Origin of the sequence: Kribbella sp. NPDC056345 (assembly GCF_042262745.1) — a bacterium.
In the GTDB taxonomy this organism is placed as follows: domain Bacteria; phylum Actinomycetota; class Actinomycetes; order Propionibacteriales; family Kribbellaceae; genus Kribbella.
Map to the genome: position 1 here is coordinate 28,663 of NZ_JBHJQQ010000014.1, position 16,622 is coordinate 45,284.

Consider the following 16,622-nt stretch of genomic DNA (forward strand, 5'->3'; position numbering starts at 1 on the left):
ATCGGGGGATGCCTAATGGCCTGGGGGGATGTTGTTGTGGAGCGCCGGATTCCCGGCCGGGTGACGAACCCGCGGGACACCGAGGCGGCGTTGAACTGGCAGCTCGAACGACTGGGGTCGACGGCCTGGCAGGACTGGCCGCTGAAATTCCAGCGAATGGCTTTTGGTTATGCGCAGGACAGCGGCTGGCACGATGCGGCCGACGCGGTGAAATGGCTCGACCACCACGCCCTTCTGCACGAAGGGACGGCGCCACGGGGGGCGCTGGTCTGGTACCAGGCGGTTGACCGGATCCGGGTGGCTTGTGCACTCGGCTCCGGTCAGGTGGTCGGCCCGTTGCTCGACGGTCCGGTGGCCATTGCCGTGCTCAGTGAGGTGAGCACGGACTGGATCTGGTCGGACCCGGTTTTCCCGTTCGGTCAGTGACGCTCAGTCGTTGACGCCGGCGTGCTTCGGGGCCGCATGCTTCGCCGCGGCCTCGCTGCCGCCGAGCTTCTTGCGCCGGCGGGCCAGCACGATCTCGACGACCATCGGGAGCAGCGAGACCAGCACCAGCAGGATCAGCGCCGACTCGAGGTGGGCGTGGATGAACTCCACGTTGCCCAGCGCGTGCCCGAGCAGGGTGATCCCGGGCGCCCAGATGATCGCGCCGATCCCGGTCCAGAGGAAGAACTTCTTCGGGTCCATCTTCCCGGCGCCGGCCACGATCGTGATGAACGTGCGCACGATCGGGACGAACCGGGCCAGCACCAGCGCCCGCGGTCCGTAGCGCTCGAAGAACTCGTGCGTCTGCACGATGTACTTCGGCTTCAGGAACTTCGCGTTCGGGTTGGTGAACAACGAGGTCCCGAGCACCCGGCCGATGTAGTACCCGGACACGTTGCCCAGGAACGCCGCGACCGTCAGCAGCACGCAGGCCAGCCACAGCGGGACGTCGATCGTGCCGCGCGCGATGAACAGGCCGACTGCGAACAGCAGCGAGTCACCGGGCAGGATCGGGAACAGCACCCCGCACTCGATGAAGATGACGAGGAGGGTGCCCCAGAGGGCCCAATCGCCCAACCAGTTCAGCAGCCACTCGGGGTCCATCCAGTCCGGCATCAGCATCGCGAGTTGTACAAGCACGCGCACAGGGTAGCGTCCCAACCTGTGCAGGAGCTCAATCGTGATGAGAAGGACCTCCGCGGGACCGACGTGGTCGGCCCTCAGGAGGTCGGGGTCGGCCCCTGGGCGGGCGAGTGGCCGGACGACCCGCGGCTGGATCCGGAGCTGCTCTCCGGCGGTGACCGGCGGAACGTGGTCGACAAGTACCGGTACTGGCGGCTGGAGGCGATCGTCGAGGACCTCGACCGGCAGCGGAACCCGTTCCACGTCGCGATCGAGAACTGGCAGCACGACCTGAACATCGGATCGGTCGTCCGCACAGCGAACGCGTTCCTGGCCGCCGAGGTGCACATCGTCGGTAACCGGAAGTGGAACCGGCGTGGCGCCATGGTCACCGACCGCTACCAGCATGTCCGCCACCACCCGCAGCTCGCGGACCTCGCGACGTACGCCGCCGAGCGTCAGTTGCCGGTGATCGGGATCGACAACCTGCCGGGATCGGTGCCGCTGGAGACCTACGACCTGCCGGCCGGTTGTGTGCTGCTGTTCGGGCAGGAGGGGCCGGGGCTGACCGACGAGGCCCACAAGATCTGTACGGCGGTGCTGTCGATCGCGCAGTTCGGATCGACGCGCTCGATCAACGCGAGCGCGGCCGCCGCGATCGCCATGCACGGCTGGATCCGGCGGCACACGTTCGGACAATCGATACCTGACGCGTAACCCAATCGGGTGGTGGCCCGTTGATCCTCTGACAGAAGTGAGGCTTCTCGACCAAAGTCAGCCCCTCGGGCGGGGCGGCGCGCCCTCACGCGCGCCGACTGGGTTTGTGACGGGAAAACAGGGGATGTAGATGAGTTCACTGTGGGACGAACTGATCCACGAGCTGGGGACGGTGCGCGCCCTGAGCGCGGCCGCTCTGGAGGCGCGCTCGGAGTCGTCGCGGGTCGCGCTGATCACGTTGCTGGATGCCGAGACCGCGGAGATCTCGGCGATCCTCGACCGGATTCTCCGTGAGGCCGCCCAGTCGTCAGCGGCCTAGCAGTTGGTTGACGGCCTGTTGCAGGGTCTCGGTCGGATCGGTAGGTAGCTCGGACGCGCGGTAGGCGATGTGCGCGTCCGGGCGGACGAGCAGGCATCCGTTGTCACCGATCTCGCGCACACGCGACCAGTCGCCGTACAGGTCCTCGAGTTCACGGCCGGGGCCGATCACGAACGGCTCGATCGGTACGCCGAGGTGTTCGGAGACGGACTGTGCGGCCTTGACCCAGGCTTCGCCGCCGATCCCGGTGAGCAGGGTGAACCGGCCTTTGCCAACCACGTCTAGGGTGCTGACGGTGTCGGATCCGCGGGTCAGCCAGCAGTGCGGGATGCGTGCACCCGGCCAAGTGGTCGGGTGGTAGTACAGCTCGGGATCGCGGTCGTACGGCGGTTGCGGCGTACCGTCGGTGATGACCGCGGCCGACCGGTACCGCTGCCCCAGCTCGACACCGTGCGCGTTGAACTCGTAGTCCTTGAGCTCGATCGCGGTCCGCAGTTCTTCGCGCTGCGCGATGCCTTCGGGGGTGTCGTCCTTGCGGGACTCGATGGTTCGGCCGGCCGGTGCGTCCGGGGTCATCCCGAGTGCCTTGAAGATCTGGCCGAACTGGGTGCGGCTCTTGTTCGCCCGATCCACGATCTGCTTGGCGATCGGGGTCCGCTCCTCGTCATAGGTGGTGAGCAGGGACGGCGATGCCTGGCCCTTGAGGACGAGGGAGAGCTTCCAGGCCAGGTTGTACGCGTCCTGGATCGACGTGTTCGAACCAAGACCGTTGCTCGGCGGATGCCGGTGGATCGCGTCACCCATGCAGAACACGCGCCCGGCCGACGCTTTCTCGGCGTACATGTGGTTCACGCTCCACACCGAGGTGCTCTTCAGCTTCACGTCGATCGTGTCGTCACCCACCAGGTTGTGCACGATCTCGGTCGCCATCGCCTCGTCCACCACTGGCGGCGGCTGCGTGATGTCGTAACCCCAGACGATCAGCCATTCGGTCCACGGGCGGACCATCCGGATCAGGCCGGCGCCGATCCCGCCGATCTGCGCACCCGGCTGCAGGACCCAGTAGAGGACGCTCGGCCGATGCGCGACGTACTTGGAGAGGTCGGCCTCGAAGACGATGTTCATCGAGCCCTCGATGTCCATCGCACCGGCCATCGGTAGACCGATGTCCTGCGCGACCTTGCTGCGGCCGCCATCCGCGCCGATCAGGTACTTCGCTCTGATCTGATAGGTCTCGTTGCTCAGTCGATCGCGGACTGTCGCGGTCACCCCGTCGTCGTCCTGCTCGAGTGCCAGGTACTCGGTGTCGAACCGGACCCGCGCGCCGCGGGAGGCCGCCGTACTGATCAGGATGGGTTCGAACAGCGTCTGCGGGAGATCGAGTGGTAGTACCGGGCTGGCTTCGGTGTAGTCGGCGAGCCGGCGCGGATGCGTGCCCCACGTACGGATCCGGCCGATCTCCTCACCGGCGAGGCTGGTGCAGAAGGCGGTCTGGCCCATCAGGTGATGTGCGGTGCCCTTGCTGGTGATCTGGTCCTCGATGCCCATATCGCGCATGACCTCGATCGTGCGCTGGTTGGTGATGTGGGCGCGTGGCGTGTTGGCGGTCCAGCCGTAGCGGGTGAGCACGATGTTGTCGACGCCGTACGACGACAGGAACAGCGACGTGGCCCCACCGGCGGGGCCACTGCCGACGATCAGTACGTCGGTGGTGATCATTGCGACTCCTCAGCAAGTACCAGGTCGTAGGTGACGGAGTAGTGGCCATCGGGGTGTTCGGTGAAGTCGGTGACCAGGGAGTCCTTCACACCGAACACGGCGTCCTGGTTGAGGTACGGGTCGCCGTTTTCGAAGACATGGGTGATCAGCCGGTGGTAGCCGGGGGCGGTGACCATGAAGTGGATGTGCGCCGGTCGCATCCAGCCGCGACCGCCGGCGCGGAGCAGCTCACCGACCGGGCCGTCGACGGGGATCGGGTACGCGACCGGTTTCACCGCCCAGAACGAATAGTTGCCCTCGGCATCGGTAGTTAGGTGGCCGCGGTTCTGCGGACCGGTCAGACCTTCCTTCTGGACGTCGTAGAAACCGTCCTCATCGGCCTGCCAGGTCTCCACCCTTGCATCGGCAATGGGTTCACCCTTGGTGTTGAGGACCCGGCCGCTGACCAGGCACGGTACGCCGGGAGCGCCGTTCGCGATGTCGTCGCCGTTCTTCACCTCGGGTGAACCCTCGACGAAGAACGGACCGAAGACCGTCGACTCGGTGACGCCGCTGGTCGCCGGATTGCCGAGGCCGACGGTCAGCATGGACAGGCCGAGGACGTCGGCCAGGAGCACGAACTCCTGTCTGGTCCCGGTGGAGATCTGGCCGGTGCGGGTGAGGAAATCGATGGCGAGGAAGTACTCGTCCTCGGTGAGGTGGATCTCCCGCGCGAACGCGTGCAGATGCCGCACGAGCGCACTCATCACCTCCTTGGTCCGCGGCTCCAGGCTCGGTTCGAAGCTGGCCACCACCGCGTCCGTCAGGTCTTCTCCTTGCAGGTCCATCCGGTCTGCTCCTTCTAGGCTTCGATCACCATCGCCAGCCCCTGCCCGACGCCGATGCAGAGAGTGGCCAGTCCGTAGCCGCCGCCGCGCCGCTTCAGCTCGTGCGCGAGGGTGGTGAGAATGCGCGTGCCGGAGCTGCCCAGGGGATGCCCGAGGGCGATTGCTCCGCCGTTCACGTTGACCAAGGTGTGGTCGAGATCGGGCCATTGACCCAGGCAGGCCAGGCTCTGCGCGGCGTACGCCTCGTTGAGCTCGACCAGCGTGAGGTCGTTCCAGCCGATGCCCGCCTTGGCCAGGGCCTTGTTGGCGGCCTCGACCGGGCCGATCCCGAAGTACTGCGGCTCCACGCCGTGCACCGCCCGGCTGACAATCCTTGCCATCGGCTCGAGGTTGAGCTTGGCCGCGGTTGCTTCGTCACCGATCAGTACGGCGGACGCTCCGTCGTTCAACGTGGATGCGTTGCCGGCGGTGACGGTGCCGTTGTCGCGGAAGGCGGGCTTCAGCTTGGCCATCAACTCTGGCGTGCTGCCGTCGCGGATCGACTCGTCCCGAGTCAACGGCGTGTGCTTCTTCGGGAGGATTGTGGTGAGGCGGTCCCAGGGGAGCACTTCGTCGTCGAAGGCTCCCGCTGCCCAGGCCTTGGCCGCCTTCTCGTGACTCTCCAGGGCGAACAGATCCTGCGCTTCGCGGGTGATTTTGTACTTCTCGGCGAGTTGCTCGGTCGCCTCGCCGAGGGAGACCGTCCACTCCTTCGGCATGCGTGGGTTGATGAATCGCCAGCCCAGGGAGGTCGACTCGGCCTGGAGGCTGCCGTGGGGGAAGGCTCGGTCGGGCTTCGGGAGGACCCAGGGTGCGCGGCTCATCGATTCCACGCCACCGGCGATCACCAGACTCGCGTCGCCGGTCTCGACTGCGCGGGCGGCCTGGATCGCGGCTTCGAGACCGGACCCGCAGAGCCGGTTGACCGTCGTACCGGGGACGCTGGTCGGGAAGCCGGCCAGCAGGGCGGCCATCCGGGCGACATCGCGGTTCTCCTCGCCGGCGCCGTTCGCGTTGCCGAGGAAGACGTCGTCGAGCTCGGCCGGGTCTATCTTTGTTCGCTCGGCCAACTCTTGGAGGGTGACTGCGGCAAGGTCGTCGGGGCGCGCGCCGGACAACGCGCCGCCGAGTTTGCCGACCGGGGTGCGGACGGCGTCCAGCAGGTAGGCGGATCTCATCGGGTCGCTCCTTCGGGCCTGGTCCCGGCCCACGCTCTGGTGAGAATCTCTTCCACGTCGCCCGGGAAGCGATCGGCGGCCTCTTTCGCCTGCTCTCTTGTCAGTCCAAGTGCCTGCAGGCTCGTCGGGACGTTGGCCGCGGCGAACAGATCGAACAGGCCGGTCGCCAGGTCGTGGGTCTGGAGCGCTTCTTCCAAGCGGGCTTTGGCTTGTGGCACTTCGACGGCCTTCACCCGGGCGACCTGGGGGAGCACAGCCGCGTGAGTCTCCGCGTGCGGCAGGTTGTAGGTACCACCGAGGAGGTGACACAGCTTGTGGTGGACGCCGGTGCCGGCCGAGGCTAGCGCGGAACCAGCCAAGCAGGCCCCGAACAGAAGGTTGCTTCTGGCATCTATATCGGTGGGGTTCGCGAGCGTTGTGCGCAGCCCTTTGCTGAGGGCGCGGGCGGCCTCGACGGCAGTGGTTTCGGTGATGGGGTTCGCCTTCTCTGTCCACACCGCCTCCACGCAGTGTGCGAGTGCGTTCGCCACGCTCGCGGCTGTCGTGTGCAGTGGGAGCTGGAGAGTGAGCGTCGGGTCGTACACGACCGTCTTCGGCAGCACCCTCAGGTCGGTGCCGGTGGTCTTGCTGCCACCGCTCGTCTCGCCCCACACCGGCGTCATCTCGGACCCGGCGTACGTCGTCGGCACGGCCAGGATCTGCACGTCTGCTGTGAGCGCGATCGCCTTGGCCAATCCGATCGCCGAGCCGCCGCCGATCGCCACCACTCCGTCGGCGTTCACCTCCCGTGCCTTCGCGCGCGCTGCCTCGGCAACCTCGGTCGGGACGTGCTGCCGGACGCCGTCGATGCGGCCGGCGAAGAGTTCCTTCAACGCTACTTGGGTTTCGTCGGCGGCCTGCTGCGCCGATCCGGTCGCGATCAGGAGCGCCCGCCGTACGCCCAGGAGCTCGACCTCGGCGGCCACCTGCTGGAGCGTGCCCGGTCCGAAGACGACCCGGCTCGCGTACGACGTGTGCACGAAGGGCTCGGTCATGCTCCGATGACCTCCCGGGCGCGCAGTCTGCGCAGCATGTCCAGCTCTACCTCGGTGGGCGCCGGGACAGTTTCGATGCCATCGGCAACCTTCAGGTCCCAGCCGGTGACCGCACGGGCCTGCTCGACGGTGACACCGGGATGCAGGCGGGTCAGCGTCAGCTCGTTGGTCTCCGGGTCCGGCTCGAGGACGCCGTGGTCGGTGATCACCAGCGTCGGCCCGGCGCCGGGTGCCTGCCGTTCGCGCCCGGTCGGCCCGTAGCCGACGCTCGTGACGAAGTCGACCTGCTCGACGAACGTCCGGAGCGACTGCTTCACGATCACGATCACCCGCCCGGCGTTGGCCGCGATCTCCGGTGCCCCGCCGGCGCCCGGGAGCCGCGTCTTCGGGTTGTCGTGGTCGCCGATCACGGTCGTGTTGATATTCGCGAACCGGTCGATCTGCGCGGCCCCGAGGAACCCGACGTCGATCCGGCCGGCGCCGACCCAGTAGTTGAACATCTCCGGCACCGACACCACCGAGGTCGCGGTCGCGGCCAGGTCGTCGTCCCCGATCGACAGTGGCAGCCGACGCGGTTTGGCGTCGATCGCTCCCGATTCGTAGACGAGACGGCAGCCCGGCGCATGCGTGTGCCTGGCCAGGTTCGCCGCGAGGTTGGGCGGGCCGACGCCGACCAGGCACACGTCCCCGTCATGCAGTTCGCGGGCGGCGGCGACGTTCATCATGTCCGCGCTGTTCCAGCTCTCAGACATCGGCAGCCGCCTCCAGTCCGTTCTCCTTAGCCCAGGCGAGGAAGGCGCCGCGATCCCGCGACACGACGTCCCATTGCTGGTAGAAGTCGTTGTCCCTCGTGGAATAGCCGAGTGCGTAGGACGGCCAGGCCCCACCCGGTACGACGCTCACCGCCTTCAGCGCCCACTCCGGCAGAATCACCGCACCCGTCCGCTCGGGGAACTCGTCGACGATCTCCTCGACCGTGACGATCGCCCGGTCGGCCGCGAGCACCGCCTCACGTTGTACGCCGGTCAGTCCCCACAGCATCACGTTGCCCTCGGGGTCGGCGAGCTGGGCGTGGATGACGGTCACATCCGGGTTCACCGCCTTCACCGCGGCCAACTCCTCGCCGGTGAACGGACACGTGACCCGGCTGATGATGTCGCTCTGCTGCTCCAGATCAGTACCGCGATATCCCCGCAGTACGGCGAACGGCAGTCGGCCGGCGCCGGCGACGTACGCGTTGGCGAGTCCGGCGTGACTGTGTTCGTGGACGACGAGTTTGTGCGGCCAGTGCTGCTCCACGGCGTCCCGCAGCCGGTGCAAGGAGCCGACGCCCGGATTGCCGCCGTACGAGAAGACAAGCTCGTCCGCGACGCCGAGGCCGATCAGTTGGTCGTAGACGACGTCGGGTGTCATCCGGACGAGCTTCAGGTGCCGGCGGCCCTGCCGGGCGATCTCGTGCGCGGCGGCGAACGGGATCAGGTGGGTGAAGCCCTCGAGCGCGACGGTGTCGCCGTCGTGGACGTGAGTCGCTATCGCTTCGTCGAGGGGGACTGGACGTGGCATGCGCGGCTCCACTATGATTTCGCCGAGCGAAAAGTTCTTCTTTCAACGAAAAGTAGGCTAGCCGATGGCCGGTGAAGCGTCCAGTGGGACGTTCCTGCAGGGGCTCGAGCGTGGGCTCGCGGTGATTCGTGCGTTCTCCGCCGACGCACCGGCCCTGACGCTGAGCGAGGTGGCTCGCGACGTCGGCATCACGCCGGCCACGGCCAGGCGGATCTTGTTGACCTTGTCGGAGCTCGGTTATGTCCGCACCGACGGCCGCCAGTTCTCACTGACCCCGCGCGTGCTCGCCCTCGGCTGGGCCTACCTGTCCTCGCTGGACCTAGGCGAGCTCGCCGGTCCGTACATGGAGGAGCTCAGCGCCGCGACCCGCGAGTCCTGCTCGATCGCGACGCTCGACCTTCCCGACATCGTGTACGTCGCCCGGGTCCCCACCAGCCGCATCATGACCGTCGCCCTGGGGGTCGGTGCCCGGCTCCCGGCGTACCCGACCTCAATGGGCCGCGTCCTCCTGGCGGGTCTGGGGGCAGTCGAGCTGGACGTCTACCTGTCCGACGTACAGACCGATCAGCTCACCCCCCACACGGTCACCGCACCCGACCTCCTCCGGGCCGCCATCGACCAGACCCGCACCGACGGCTACGCCCTCGTCGACCAGGAGCTCGAGCTAGGCCTCCGCTCCCTCGCGGCCCCCATCCACAACTCCCGCGGCCACATCGTCGCCGCCCTCAACGTCTCCGCCCACGCCTCCCGCTCCACCCCGGACTCGCTCCGCCAAGAAGTCCTCCCCCACCTCCTACACGCAGCCACCCAGATCACCACCGCCCTCAAACACCGCGGTCACCTCTAGCCCCCACCTTGGGCACCGTCGACTCGACGATCTCCAGGTAGTGCGGGTTGTTCATGATGCCGAGCAGGTTGCCGAAGGGGTCGACCACCGACGCCGTGCGGAAGCCCGAGTCGCCATGGTCGACGACGCCCTCGTTGACCGTCGCGCCGAGCTCGACCAGCCGGGCCAGCGTTCCTTCGAGGTCGTCCACGTGCCAGTTGAGGATCGCGCCGGCCGGTCCGCCGTCCACCCTGTGCGGTGCGAACTTGGCGTTGATGATGCCGAGCTCGGCCTGGAAGTCCCCGATCCGGAACTCGACGTACGACGGTTCCTCCTGTGACGGCAGCGCGAAGTACGCCTCGACCCCGAGGAACTCCGCGTACCAGTCGCGCGCCGCCTTCACGTCGTCCGCGTAGTAACTCACCGTCGCCATGCCTCGCAACATCGGTCCACCCTCTTCTGCTGTTCGGATGTCTCCACTCTCCCAGCAGAAGAGGACAGGTTACGTCCGCTACTTGGCAAGGCTTGTCGACCACGGGAGTAGTGCGGATTGTCCACTGCGGGCGGACGAATCAGCTGACCTGCTGGGCCAGTGTTTGAGGTCCAAAGACAGGGGAGGTTCTCGTGTTCACGTTGCCGGCCGGGCGGTGAGGTAAGTGGGGTGTGGTCGCGGTATGGGTGCTGTTGCTGGTGGCGGTGTTTCCGCTGGCGGCGGGACTGGGTGACGTGCAGAGTGACGACGTCACCGATCAGTTGCCCGGCGGTGCGGGCGACCGCGCCGGTGATCGCGTCGGCCGGATTGGTGCTGGCGGCAACCTTCGCGGTGCTGGCGTCGCTGCCGTTCGTGCCGATGGTGGAGATGGGTGTGGTGGTCGCCGTCGGGGTTCTGCTGCAGACTCTGCTGGTAGCGCCTGCGCTGCTGGCGCCGATGATGGTGGGCCTGCGCCGATGGATCTGGTGGCCGAGCCGCCGCGTGGACGACCCAGAACCGGCAGCAGCCCCGGACGAGCCGGTGCTGGTCGGCGAGGAACGGAGCTGAGGGATGGGGACGGTGGTCTTGGCTGGAGCGAGGCGGTGGGGGATCGGCAGGGGCGACCTGCTGCTGACCGCGGCGCTGCTGGTCCTGCCGGTGGCCGCCGTCCTCGCCCTGCCGCGGCACTGGTTCGACGACGGGCAACTCGACGCTCTCGGAATCACCCTGCTCGTCCTGGCGACCCTGCCGGTTCTCGTCAGACGCCGCTACCCGATCCAGGCGCTGCTCGTCTGTCTAGCCATCCAGATGGTCTACCACGCCTTGAACTACACGCACGAAATCATGCTCCCGGTAGCGGTGGTCCTCATCTACACGGTCTCTCTGACCACCTCTCGCGCCTCAACACTGGCGATGGTCGGAATCAGCGTCGTCGGAGTCCTGGTGAGCGCGAGCGTCCCGCAAGACGAATCGATCGGCGCGGAGGTGATCAGTCCCCTTGGCTGGTTCGCGGTCGCCGCGGTTGGCGGCCAGGCAATGCGTCTGCACCGCGCCTTGCTCACCGAGACGAGCGAGCGCCGGGTCGCCGAGGAGCGGCTGCGGATCGCGCGCGACCTGCACGACGTCCTGGCCCACCACATCGTCGTGATCAACTCGCATGCCGGTGTGGCCGCTCATCTGCTCGACGAGCGCACCGACGATCTGACCCTCGCTCCGGTCTCGCAGTCACTGCACACGGTGGCGGACGCGAGCAGCGCCGTACTGGCCGAACTGAGAACCACCCTCGACGTCCTCCGCGGCAACGAGGTCGACGTGGAGCGGCACCCGACGCCGGACCTCGCCGGCCTGGCCCGGCTCGTAGCGGTGACCACGGCAGTCGGCGTACAGGTCGAGCTGCGAATCAGTGGCACCAGTCGGCCGCTGCCGGCAGCCGTCGAGATCACCCTCTACCGGATCGCGCAGGAGGCCCTGACCAACGTGGTGAAACACGCGCACGCTCGACACGCGCTGGTGCAGCTCGAGTACGACGTCGAGGAGGTTCGGCTCGAGGTCACGGACGACGGCCGGGGCAGGTCCGACAGCGGCAGCACAGCCGGCTACGGCATCGCGGGGATGAACGAGCGGGCGCAATCCGTCGGTGGTCAGCTGGTCACCGGCGACGGCCGGTACGGCGGATTCCGGGTCGCGGCGACCGTATCTGTTCCGGGCGCGCGATGATCAGGGTGGTGCTGGCCGACGACCAGGAGCTGGTCCGGAGCGCCTTCGCGATGCTCGTCCGCTCCGCACCGGATATGGAGGTCGTCGGGGAAGCCGCCGACGGCGACGAGGCGGTCGAGCTGGTCCGGTCGACCCGGGCCGACGTCGTCGTGATGGACATCCGGATGCCGGGGACGGACGGCATCACTGCCACCGGCACAATCGCGGCCGACGAGGATCTGAGCGGCGTACGGGTGCTGATCCTGACCACGTTCGAGAGCGACCACAACGTGGTGGCCGCGTTGCGTGCGGGAGCGAGCGGATTCCTGGTCAAGGACACCAAACCCGCGCACCTGCTGACCGCCATCCGTACCGTAGCCGCCGGCGAGGCACTGCTGTCGCCCGGCGCGACCCAGGCACTCATCGAAAGAGTGCTGAGGCAACCCGATCCGGCCGGCCCCGCACTCGGCGCACTGGCCGCGCTGACCAGGCGGGAACGCGAGGTACTGACGCTGATCGGCCGCGGCCTGAGCAACGGCGAACTCGCCGAACAACTGGTGATCAGTCCGCTGACCGCGAAGACCTACGTGAGCCGGCTACTGACCAAGCTGGACGCCCGCGACCGCGCCCAACTGGTGATCGCCGCCTACGAATCCGGCCTGGTCCGAGCCTCCAACCAAGGAGACCCACCCTAGGAGCCCGACCGGAGCTCGTTCGCGACATGCCACCTTCATTGGCGAGGCGGTAGGTTACGTGGCTGTCCCTGCCTATCTGTCGTCGGAGAGGTGTGACTGCATGTCCATGATCAGTAATGCAGAGGCGATCGCAGCGTGGTCGGCGATGCCGACTGACGCGATTGAGGCGTACGACGATCAGGGTGACTTTCCCAAGCGCCACTTGCTGAATGGGAACCTGCTCCGGATGCTGGGGCCTGTCGATGGCCGGAAAGTCCTCGATGCAGGCAGTGGCGAAGGCTATTTGAGCCGGCTGTTGGCCGCACGCGGAGCCCAGGTGGTTGGTGTGGAGCCGGCTGCCGCACTGCTGGCACGCGCTCAGAAGATCGAGCAAGAGCGGCGTCAGGGGATCAGGTTCGTGCAGGCTGATCTCTCGACGTTGCCGGAGGTCGGTCAGCCGTTCGATGCGGTGATCTGCAGCATGGTGCTACTCGCCATACCCGCCTGGCAGTCGGCGATGGCGGCGTGCGTCGGCGCACTGAAGCCGGGCGGGCGGTTCGTCTTCTCGATCACTCATCCGGCGTTCGAGAATCTCTACCCGACATGGCGGGATCACGGTCATTACCAACTTGATCGGTACCTGGATGAGTACGAGATGCCAGCGGGCCATGCGCCCGACTTCCACCGCCCGCTGTCGGCCTACATCAACGAGGTCATCGGCCTCGGGTGTCGCGTGACCGAACTGTGCGAACCGAGACTTGATCCACAGGCCGCACGAGACAGCGGAATCGACGCGATCGAGTCCTACGTCGCACTGCCGAACTTCCTGATCGTCAGCGCCGAACGCGACAGCTGAGCGCTGATCGCCGCCATCGCCTCGGGATACTGCACGAGCTGACCAAGCTTCGGTCATCCGGTACGGGATCGCCACCTTGCTAAGGAAGGTTCTGTACGCGTTGGCGCTGGCCTATTTCGTGGTTGGGGGCACCGTCCTCCTGACACGCTGAGACTCGAGGAACTCAGGCGCGCCAGGAGGAACACCCCGGCCGGTCTCGGGCTTTCAGTCGGTTTGGGTGACCTTGCGGAGGCCGCGGGGGGCGTCGGGGTCGAGGCCGAGTTTGCGGGCCAGGGCCTCGATCGCGCGCTGGGCCGGGATGACGAGGGCCAGCGGGGCCAGGGTCTCGGGCAGGTCCGGGCCGGGCAGGTTCACGTCGCAGCGGGAGGCGAAGGTCGGGTCGCCGCCGATGCCGAGGATCTTGCTGCCCTTCTCGCGGACCAGGCCGGCCAGCTCGGTCATACCGGGCAGCGCCGGGCCCTCGCCGGCGGCGACCAGGATGGTGACCAGGTCGGCGTCGACGACCGCGATCGGGCCGTGCTTCAGGTCGGCGTACGACAGGCCGCGGACCGGCTGGAGGCAGGTCTCCTCGAGCTTGAGCGCCACCTCGAGCGTGGTGCCGAAGGTCAGGCCACGGCCGCTGGCGAGCACGTCGTGCGCACCGGCGAGCAGCGCGGCGGCCTCCTCGACCGAACCCTCGAGCATCTTCGCGGCGGCATCCGGAACGCGGGCGATATCGGTGTCCAGCGTGCCCGGCTTCTGCGCGAGTGCATCGACGACGACCGTGATCGCGGCCAGCTGGGTGGTGTAGGTCTTGGTCGCCGGGACCGCGAGCTCCTTGCCGGCCTGGGTGATCAGCGCGACGTCCGCGGTCGAGGCGAGCTGGCTGTCGCCGTCGTTGGTGATGCCGACCACGGCGGCGCCGTTGCGCTTGGCCCACTCCGCGGTCTCGACGATCTCCTGGGTCGCCCCGGACTGGCTCACCGCCACGACCAGCGAGTTCGACAGGTCGAGGTTGGCGCCGTACAGCGTCGCGACCGACGGAGCAGCCAGCGCGGCCTGCCGGCCGGCGTGGATCTCGGTCAGATAGCGCCCGTACACACTCGCGTTGTCGGACGACCCCCGGGCCACGAAGATGACGTTGCGGCGACCCGCGGCGAGCCGCGTGATGTCGTGCCGCAGCGGGAGAACGTGCTCGAACGTCGCGGCCAGGGCGGCCGGTTGCTCGGCGATCTCGCGCGCCATCTGGGTTGCCGGGGCGGGGACAGACACCACTGCGATCACTGGTCCTATCTGGTCTTAACAGGTATGCTGCGCACGATAGCAGTGAGCGGCGTCCCGGGGCACCCCCGAGTCCCGCCCAGGTCTGGAGGATCGAGTTTCGATGGTGGCGACGAAGCGGGCCCAGGTCCGATCGGTGCTGGAACGACTGATCGATGTCGAGCTGCACCCGGGGGATCCGATCCCCTCGGAGCGGGCCCTGGTGGACAAGCTGAACGTGTCCCGGGTGACCGTCCGGCAGGCGATCAGCGACCTGGTCGAGTCCGGCGCGCTGGAGCGGGTGCACGGCAAGGGCACCTTCGTCACCGGCCCGCAGGTCGACTCCCAGCTGCACCTGACCTCGTTCTCCCGGGAGATGCGGGCGCGCGGCCTGGAGCCCGGCACGGTGGTGCTGTCGGCCACCGAGATCGAGGCCTCCGACGAGACCTCGAAGGGGTTGCGGGTCGCCAAGGGCACCAAGGTGATCCGGGTCGAGCGGCTGCGCACGGCCGATGCCTCGCCGATGGCCTACGAGGTCGGCTTCTATCCGTCCGCGCTCTTCCCCGGCCTGCTCGGCCGCGAGCTCGGCACCCTGTACGACGTCTTCGCCAGCGAGTACGACGTCGTCGTCACCTCCGGTGAGCAGACCGTCCGGGCGGACAACGCCGACGGTCATGTGGCCCGGGTTCTCGGCGTGGCCAGGCGGGCACCCCTGCTGGTCCTCGAGCGCACCACCTTCGCCGGCCGCAAGGTCGTCGAGCTGTCCTGGTCGGCCTACCGGGCCGACCGGTACCGGCTGCACATGGCCCTCACCCCGCGGGGCCCGCGCTCCGGGTCGGCCTGAAAGCTGTAACAAACTGGATCGGTCCTGTTCATCAACTGGTCTGTTCGTCTGCTGTTCGCTCCCCGGCCACCTGGCCGGCTCGGCAGGCAGGCTGCTGGGTACGACGAAGTGCCCGGCGGTGATACTGGAGCTCAACCCACAGGAACTTTGTTGTGAGGAGTACCGCGAGACATGCCTATTGCCACCCCTGAGGTCTACGCCGAGATGCTGGACAAGGCCAAGCAGAACCGCTTCGCCTACCCGGCCATCAATGTCAGCTCCTCGCAGACGCTGATCGCCGCGATCCGTGGCTTCGCCGAGGCGGGCTCGGACGGCATCGTCCAGGTCTCCACCGGCGGCGCCGAGTACCTGTCCGGGTCGACCGTGAAGAACATGGTCACCGGCTCCGTCGCCCTGGCGGCGTACGCGCACGAGGTCGCCAAGAACTTCGACGTGAACATCGCGCTGCACACCGACCACTGCCCCAAGGACAAGCTGGACGGCTTCGTCCGGCCGCTGCTGGAGATCTCCGCCGAGCGCGTCGCGCGCGGCGAGAACCCGCTGTTCCAGTCGCACATGTGGGACGGCTCCGCGGTGCCGCTGGAGGAGAACCTCGAGATCGCCAAGGACCTGCTCGCCAAGGCGGCGGCGGCGAAGATCGTGCTGGAGATCGAGGTGGGTGTCGTCGGCGGTGAGGAGGACGGCGTCGCCAACGAGATCAACGACAAGCTCTACACCACCGTCGAGGACGGCCTGGCCACGGTCGAGGCCCTCGGCGCCGGTGAGCACGGCCGCTACCTGACCGCGCTCACCTTCGGCAACGTGCACGGCGTCTACAAGCCGGGCTCGGTCAAGCTGCGCCCGGAGATCCTGAAGGACATCCAGGACGCGGTCGGCGCCAAGATCGGCAAGGAGCGCCCGTTCGACCTGGTCTTCCACGGCGGCTCCGGCTCGACCCTGGAGGAGATCCGCGCCGCGGTCGACCACGGTGTGATCAAGATGAACGTCGACACCGACACGCAGTACGCGTTCACCCGCCCGGTCGCGGCGCACATGTTCGGCAACTACGACGGCGTACTGAAGGTCGACGGTGAGGTCGGCAACAAGAAGGCCTACGACCCCCGCGCCTGGGGCAAGGCCGCCGAGGCCGGCATGGCCGACCGCGTCAAGGAAGCCTGCGAGAGCCTCCGCTCCACGGGCACGTCGCTGAACGCCTGATCTTTCGTTCCTGAGGGGACGTTCCTTCCGGCTGATGCCGGACGGAGCGTCCCCTTCGGCTTTTTGTCAGCTGGAGTTCTGAGTGCGGTTGACGCACTCCTCGCTGGTCCAGTTGTCCGGAGTGTCACGCAGGCTTTGCTTGGCCTGCGTCCAGGCGTCCGAGGTGATCGCATGATTCAGTGCCGCAATCACCTGGTCTGGTGCAAACGAATGCTTGACCCCCACCGGCCAATCGTGTGCGTCGGCGTAATATCCGGCAGGTCGACTGTCGGACCGGAATGTCGCCATCCGGCCACCCCCTTGCCATGAAGCGTCG

Annotated in this window: 20 protein-coding genes; 10 read left to right on the plus strand and 10 right to left on the minus strand. The window is 67.6% G+C overall.

The genetic code is table 11. From position 1 onward, the window contains the following. Positions 1-36: 36 nt before the first annotated feature. Complete coding sequence (locus tag ACFCV3_RS34925; RefSeq protein ID WP_376037657.1) at positions 37-426, plus strand: hypothetical protein; 390 nt, start codon at positions 37-39, stop codon at positions 424-426. A gap of 3 nt (positions 427-429) precedes the next feature. On the opposite strand, the gene ACFCV3_RS34930 is transcribed toward ACFCV3_RS34925, so the two are convergent. Then, positions 430-1,125: a DedA family protein gene (locus ACFCV3_RS34930; RefSeq protein ID WP_376037660.1), complete on the minus strand. Its 696-nt coding sequence runs from the start codon at positions 1,123-1,125 to the stop codon at positions 430-432. A gap of 24 nt (positions 1,126-1,149) precedes the next feature. On the opposite strand from ACFCV3_RS34930, the gene ACFCV3_RS34935 reads away from it, so the two are divergent. Beyond that, entirely contained in the window at positions 1,150-1,824 is a 675-nt protein-coding gene (locus ACFCV3_RS34935; RefSeq protein ID WP_376037662.1) for a TrmH family RNA methyltransferase, read from the plus strand. 130 nt (positions 1,825-1,954) lie between these two features. Further along, positions 1,955-2,143 (plus strand): hypothetical protein, encoded by a 189-nt coding sequence (locus ACFCV3_RS34940; RefSeq protein ID WP_132409272.1) that lies wholly within the window; start codon positions 1,955-1,957, stop codon positions 2,141-2,143. Here ACFCV3_RS34940 and ACFCV3_RS34945 read toward each other — a convergent pair. The 6 genes from ACFCV3_RS34945 to ACFCV3_RS34970 are packed head-to-tail and all read right to left on the minus strand — an operon-like array spanning position 2,132 to position 8,503. Then, positions 2,132-3,862: an FAD-dependent oxidoreductase gene (locus ACFCV3_RS34945; RefSeq protein ID WP_376037665.1), complete on the minus strand. Its 1,731-nt coding sequence runs from the start codon at positions 3,860-3,862 to the stop codon at positions 2,132-2,134. The two genes, ACFCV3_RS34940 and ACFCV3_RS34945, sit on opposite strands and share 12 nt — an antisense overlap. Beyond that, positions 3,859-4,689: an intradiol ring-cleavage dioxygenase gene (locus tag ACFCV3_RS34950; protein WP_376037668.1), complete on the minus strand. Its 831-nt coding sequence runs from the start codon at positions 4,687-4,689 to the stop codon at positions 3,859-3,861. The genes ACFCV3_RS34945 and ACFCV3_RS34950 overlap by 4 nt, the downstream gene beginning before the upstream one ends. Positions 4,690-4,703: 14 nt before the next feature. Then, positions 4,704-5,906 carry a thiolase family protein gene (locus tag ACFCV3_RS34955; RefSeq protein WP_376037671.1) on the minus strand — a complete coding sequence of 401 codons (1,203 nt, stop codon included), beginning with the start codon at positions 5,904-5,906 and terminating at the stop codon, positions 4,704-4,706. Further along, complete coding sequence (locus ACFCV3_RS34960) at positions 5,903-6,940, minus strand: maleylacetate reductase (protein ID WP_376037674.1); 1,038 nt, start codon at positions 6,938-6,940, stop codon at positions 5,903-5,905. Before ACFCV3_RS34960 ends, ACFCV3_RS34955 begins: the two co-directional genes overlap by 4 nt. Continuing rightward, a complete protein-coding gene (locus tag ACFCV3_RS34965) occupies positions 6,937-7,692 on the minus strand; it encodes a CoA-transferase subunit beta (protein WP_376037676.1) in 756 nt (251 codons plus the stop codon). Before ACFCV3_RS34965 ends, ACFCV3_RS34960 begins: the two co-directional genes overlap by 4 nt. Continuing rightward, positions 7,685-8,503 (minus strand): CoA transferase subunit A, encoded by an 819-nt coding sequence (locus ACFCV3_RS34970; protein WP_376037679.1) that lies wholly within the window; start codon positions 8,501-8,503, stop codon positions 7,685-7,687. Before ACFCV3_RS34970 ends, ACFCV3_RS34965 begins: the two co-directional genes overlap by 8 nt. Before the next feature lie 64 nt (positions 8,504-8,567). Between ACFCV3_RS34970 and ACFCV3_RS34975 the strand changes: the two genes are divergently transcribed. Further along, complete coding sequence (locus ACFCV3_RS34975) at positions 8,568-9,350, plus strand: IclR family transcriptional regulator C-terminal domain-containing protein (protein ID WP_376037681.1); 783 nt, start codon at positions 8,568-8,570, stop codon at positions 9,348-9,350. Here the strand turns inward: ACFCV3_RS34975 and ACFCV3_RS34980 are convergent. Beyond that, positions 9,328-9,762, minus strand: coding sequence for a VOC family protein (locus ACFCV3_RS34980; protein ID WP_376037683.1), 435 nt, complete (start codon positions 9,760-9,762; stop codon positions 9,328-9,330). The genes ACFCV3_RS34975 and ACFCV3_RS34980 overlap by 23 nt on opposite strands. 300 nt (positions 9,763-10,062) lie before the next feature. Here ACFCV3_RS34980 and ACFCV3_RS34985 point away from each other — a divergent pair, with 300 nt between their 5' ends. The 4 genes from ACFCV3_RS34985 (at position 10,063) to ACFCV3_RS35000 (ending at position 13,026) form a co-directional block, all read left to right on the plus strand. Further along, positions 10,063-10,368 carry an MMPL family transporter gene (locus ACFCV3_RS34985; RefSeq protein WP_376037686.1) on the plus strand — a complete coding sequence of 102 codons (306 nt, stop codon included), beginning with the start codon at positions 10,063-10,065 and terminating at the stop codon, positions 10,366-10,368. A gap of 3 nt (positions 10,369-10,371) precedes the next feature. After that, positions 10,372-11,517, plus strand: a complete 1,146-nt coding sequence (locus ACFCV3_RS34990) for a sensor histidine kinase (protein WP_376037688.1) — start codon at positions 10,372-10,374, stop codon at positions 11,515-11,517. Beyond that, on the plus strand, positions 11,514-12,191 hold the full coding sequence (locus ACFCV3_RS34995; protein ID WP_376037691.1) for a response regulator: 678 nt from the start codon (positions 11,514-11,516) through the stop codon (positions 12,189-12,191). The genes ACFCV3_RS34990 and ACFCV3_RS34995 overlap by 4 nt, the downstream gene beginning before the upstream one ends. Positions 12,192-12,291: 100 nt before the next feature. Beyond that, positions 12,292-13,026, plus strand: a complete 735-nt coding sequence (locus ACFCV3_RS35000; RefSeq protein ID WP_376037693.1) for a class I SAM-dependent methyltransferase — start codon at positions 12,292-12,294, stop codon at positions 13,024-13,026. Between the two features lie 204 nt (positions 13,027-13,230). Here the strand turns inward: ACFCV3_RS35000 and ACFCV3_RS35005 are convergent, their stop codons facing one another. Next, positions 13,231-14,277 (minus strand): SIS domain-containing protein, encoded by a 1,047-nt coding sequence (locus ACFCV3_RS35005; protein ID WP_376037696.1) that lies wholly within the window; start codon positions 14,275-14,277, stop codon positions 13,231-13,233. A 112-nt stretch (positions 14,278-14,389) separates the two neighbouring features. Between ACFCV3_RS35005 and ACFCV3_RS35010 the strand changes: the two genes are divergently transcribed. Next, positions 14,390-15,109 carry a GntR family transcriptional regulator gene (locus ACFCV3_RS35010; RefSeq protein ID WP_376037699.1) on the plus strand — a complete coding sequence of 240 codons (720 nt, stop codon included), beginning with the start codon at positions 14,390-14,392 and terminating at the stop codon, positions 15,107-15,109. Positions 15,110-15,280: 171 nt separating this feature from the next. Then, a complete protein-coding gene (fbaA, locus tag ACFCV3_RS35015; RefSeq protein ID WP_376037702.1) occupies positions 15,281-16,306 on the plus strand; it encodes a class II fructose-bisphosphate aldolase in 1,026 nt (341 codons plus the stop codon). 66 nt (positions 16,307-16,372) lie between these two features. Here fbaA and ACFCV3_RS35020 read toward each other — a convergent pair whose 3' ends face one another. After that, complete coding sequence (locus tag ACFCV3_RS35020; RefSeq protein WP_376037705.1) at positions 16,373-16,594, minus strand: hypothetical protein; 222 nt, start codon at positions 16,592-16,594, stop codon at positions 16,373-16,375. Positions 16,595-16,622: the final 28 nt, after the last annotated feature.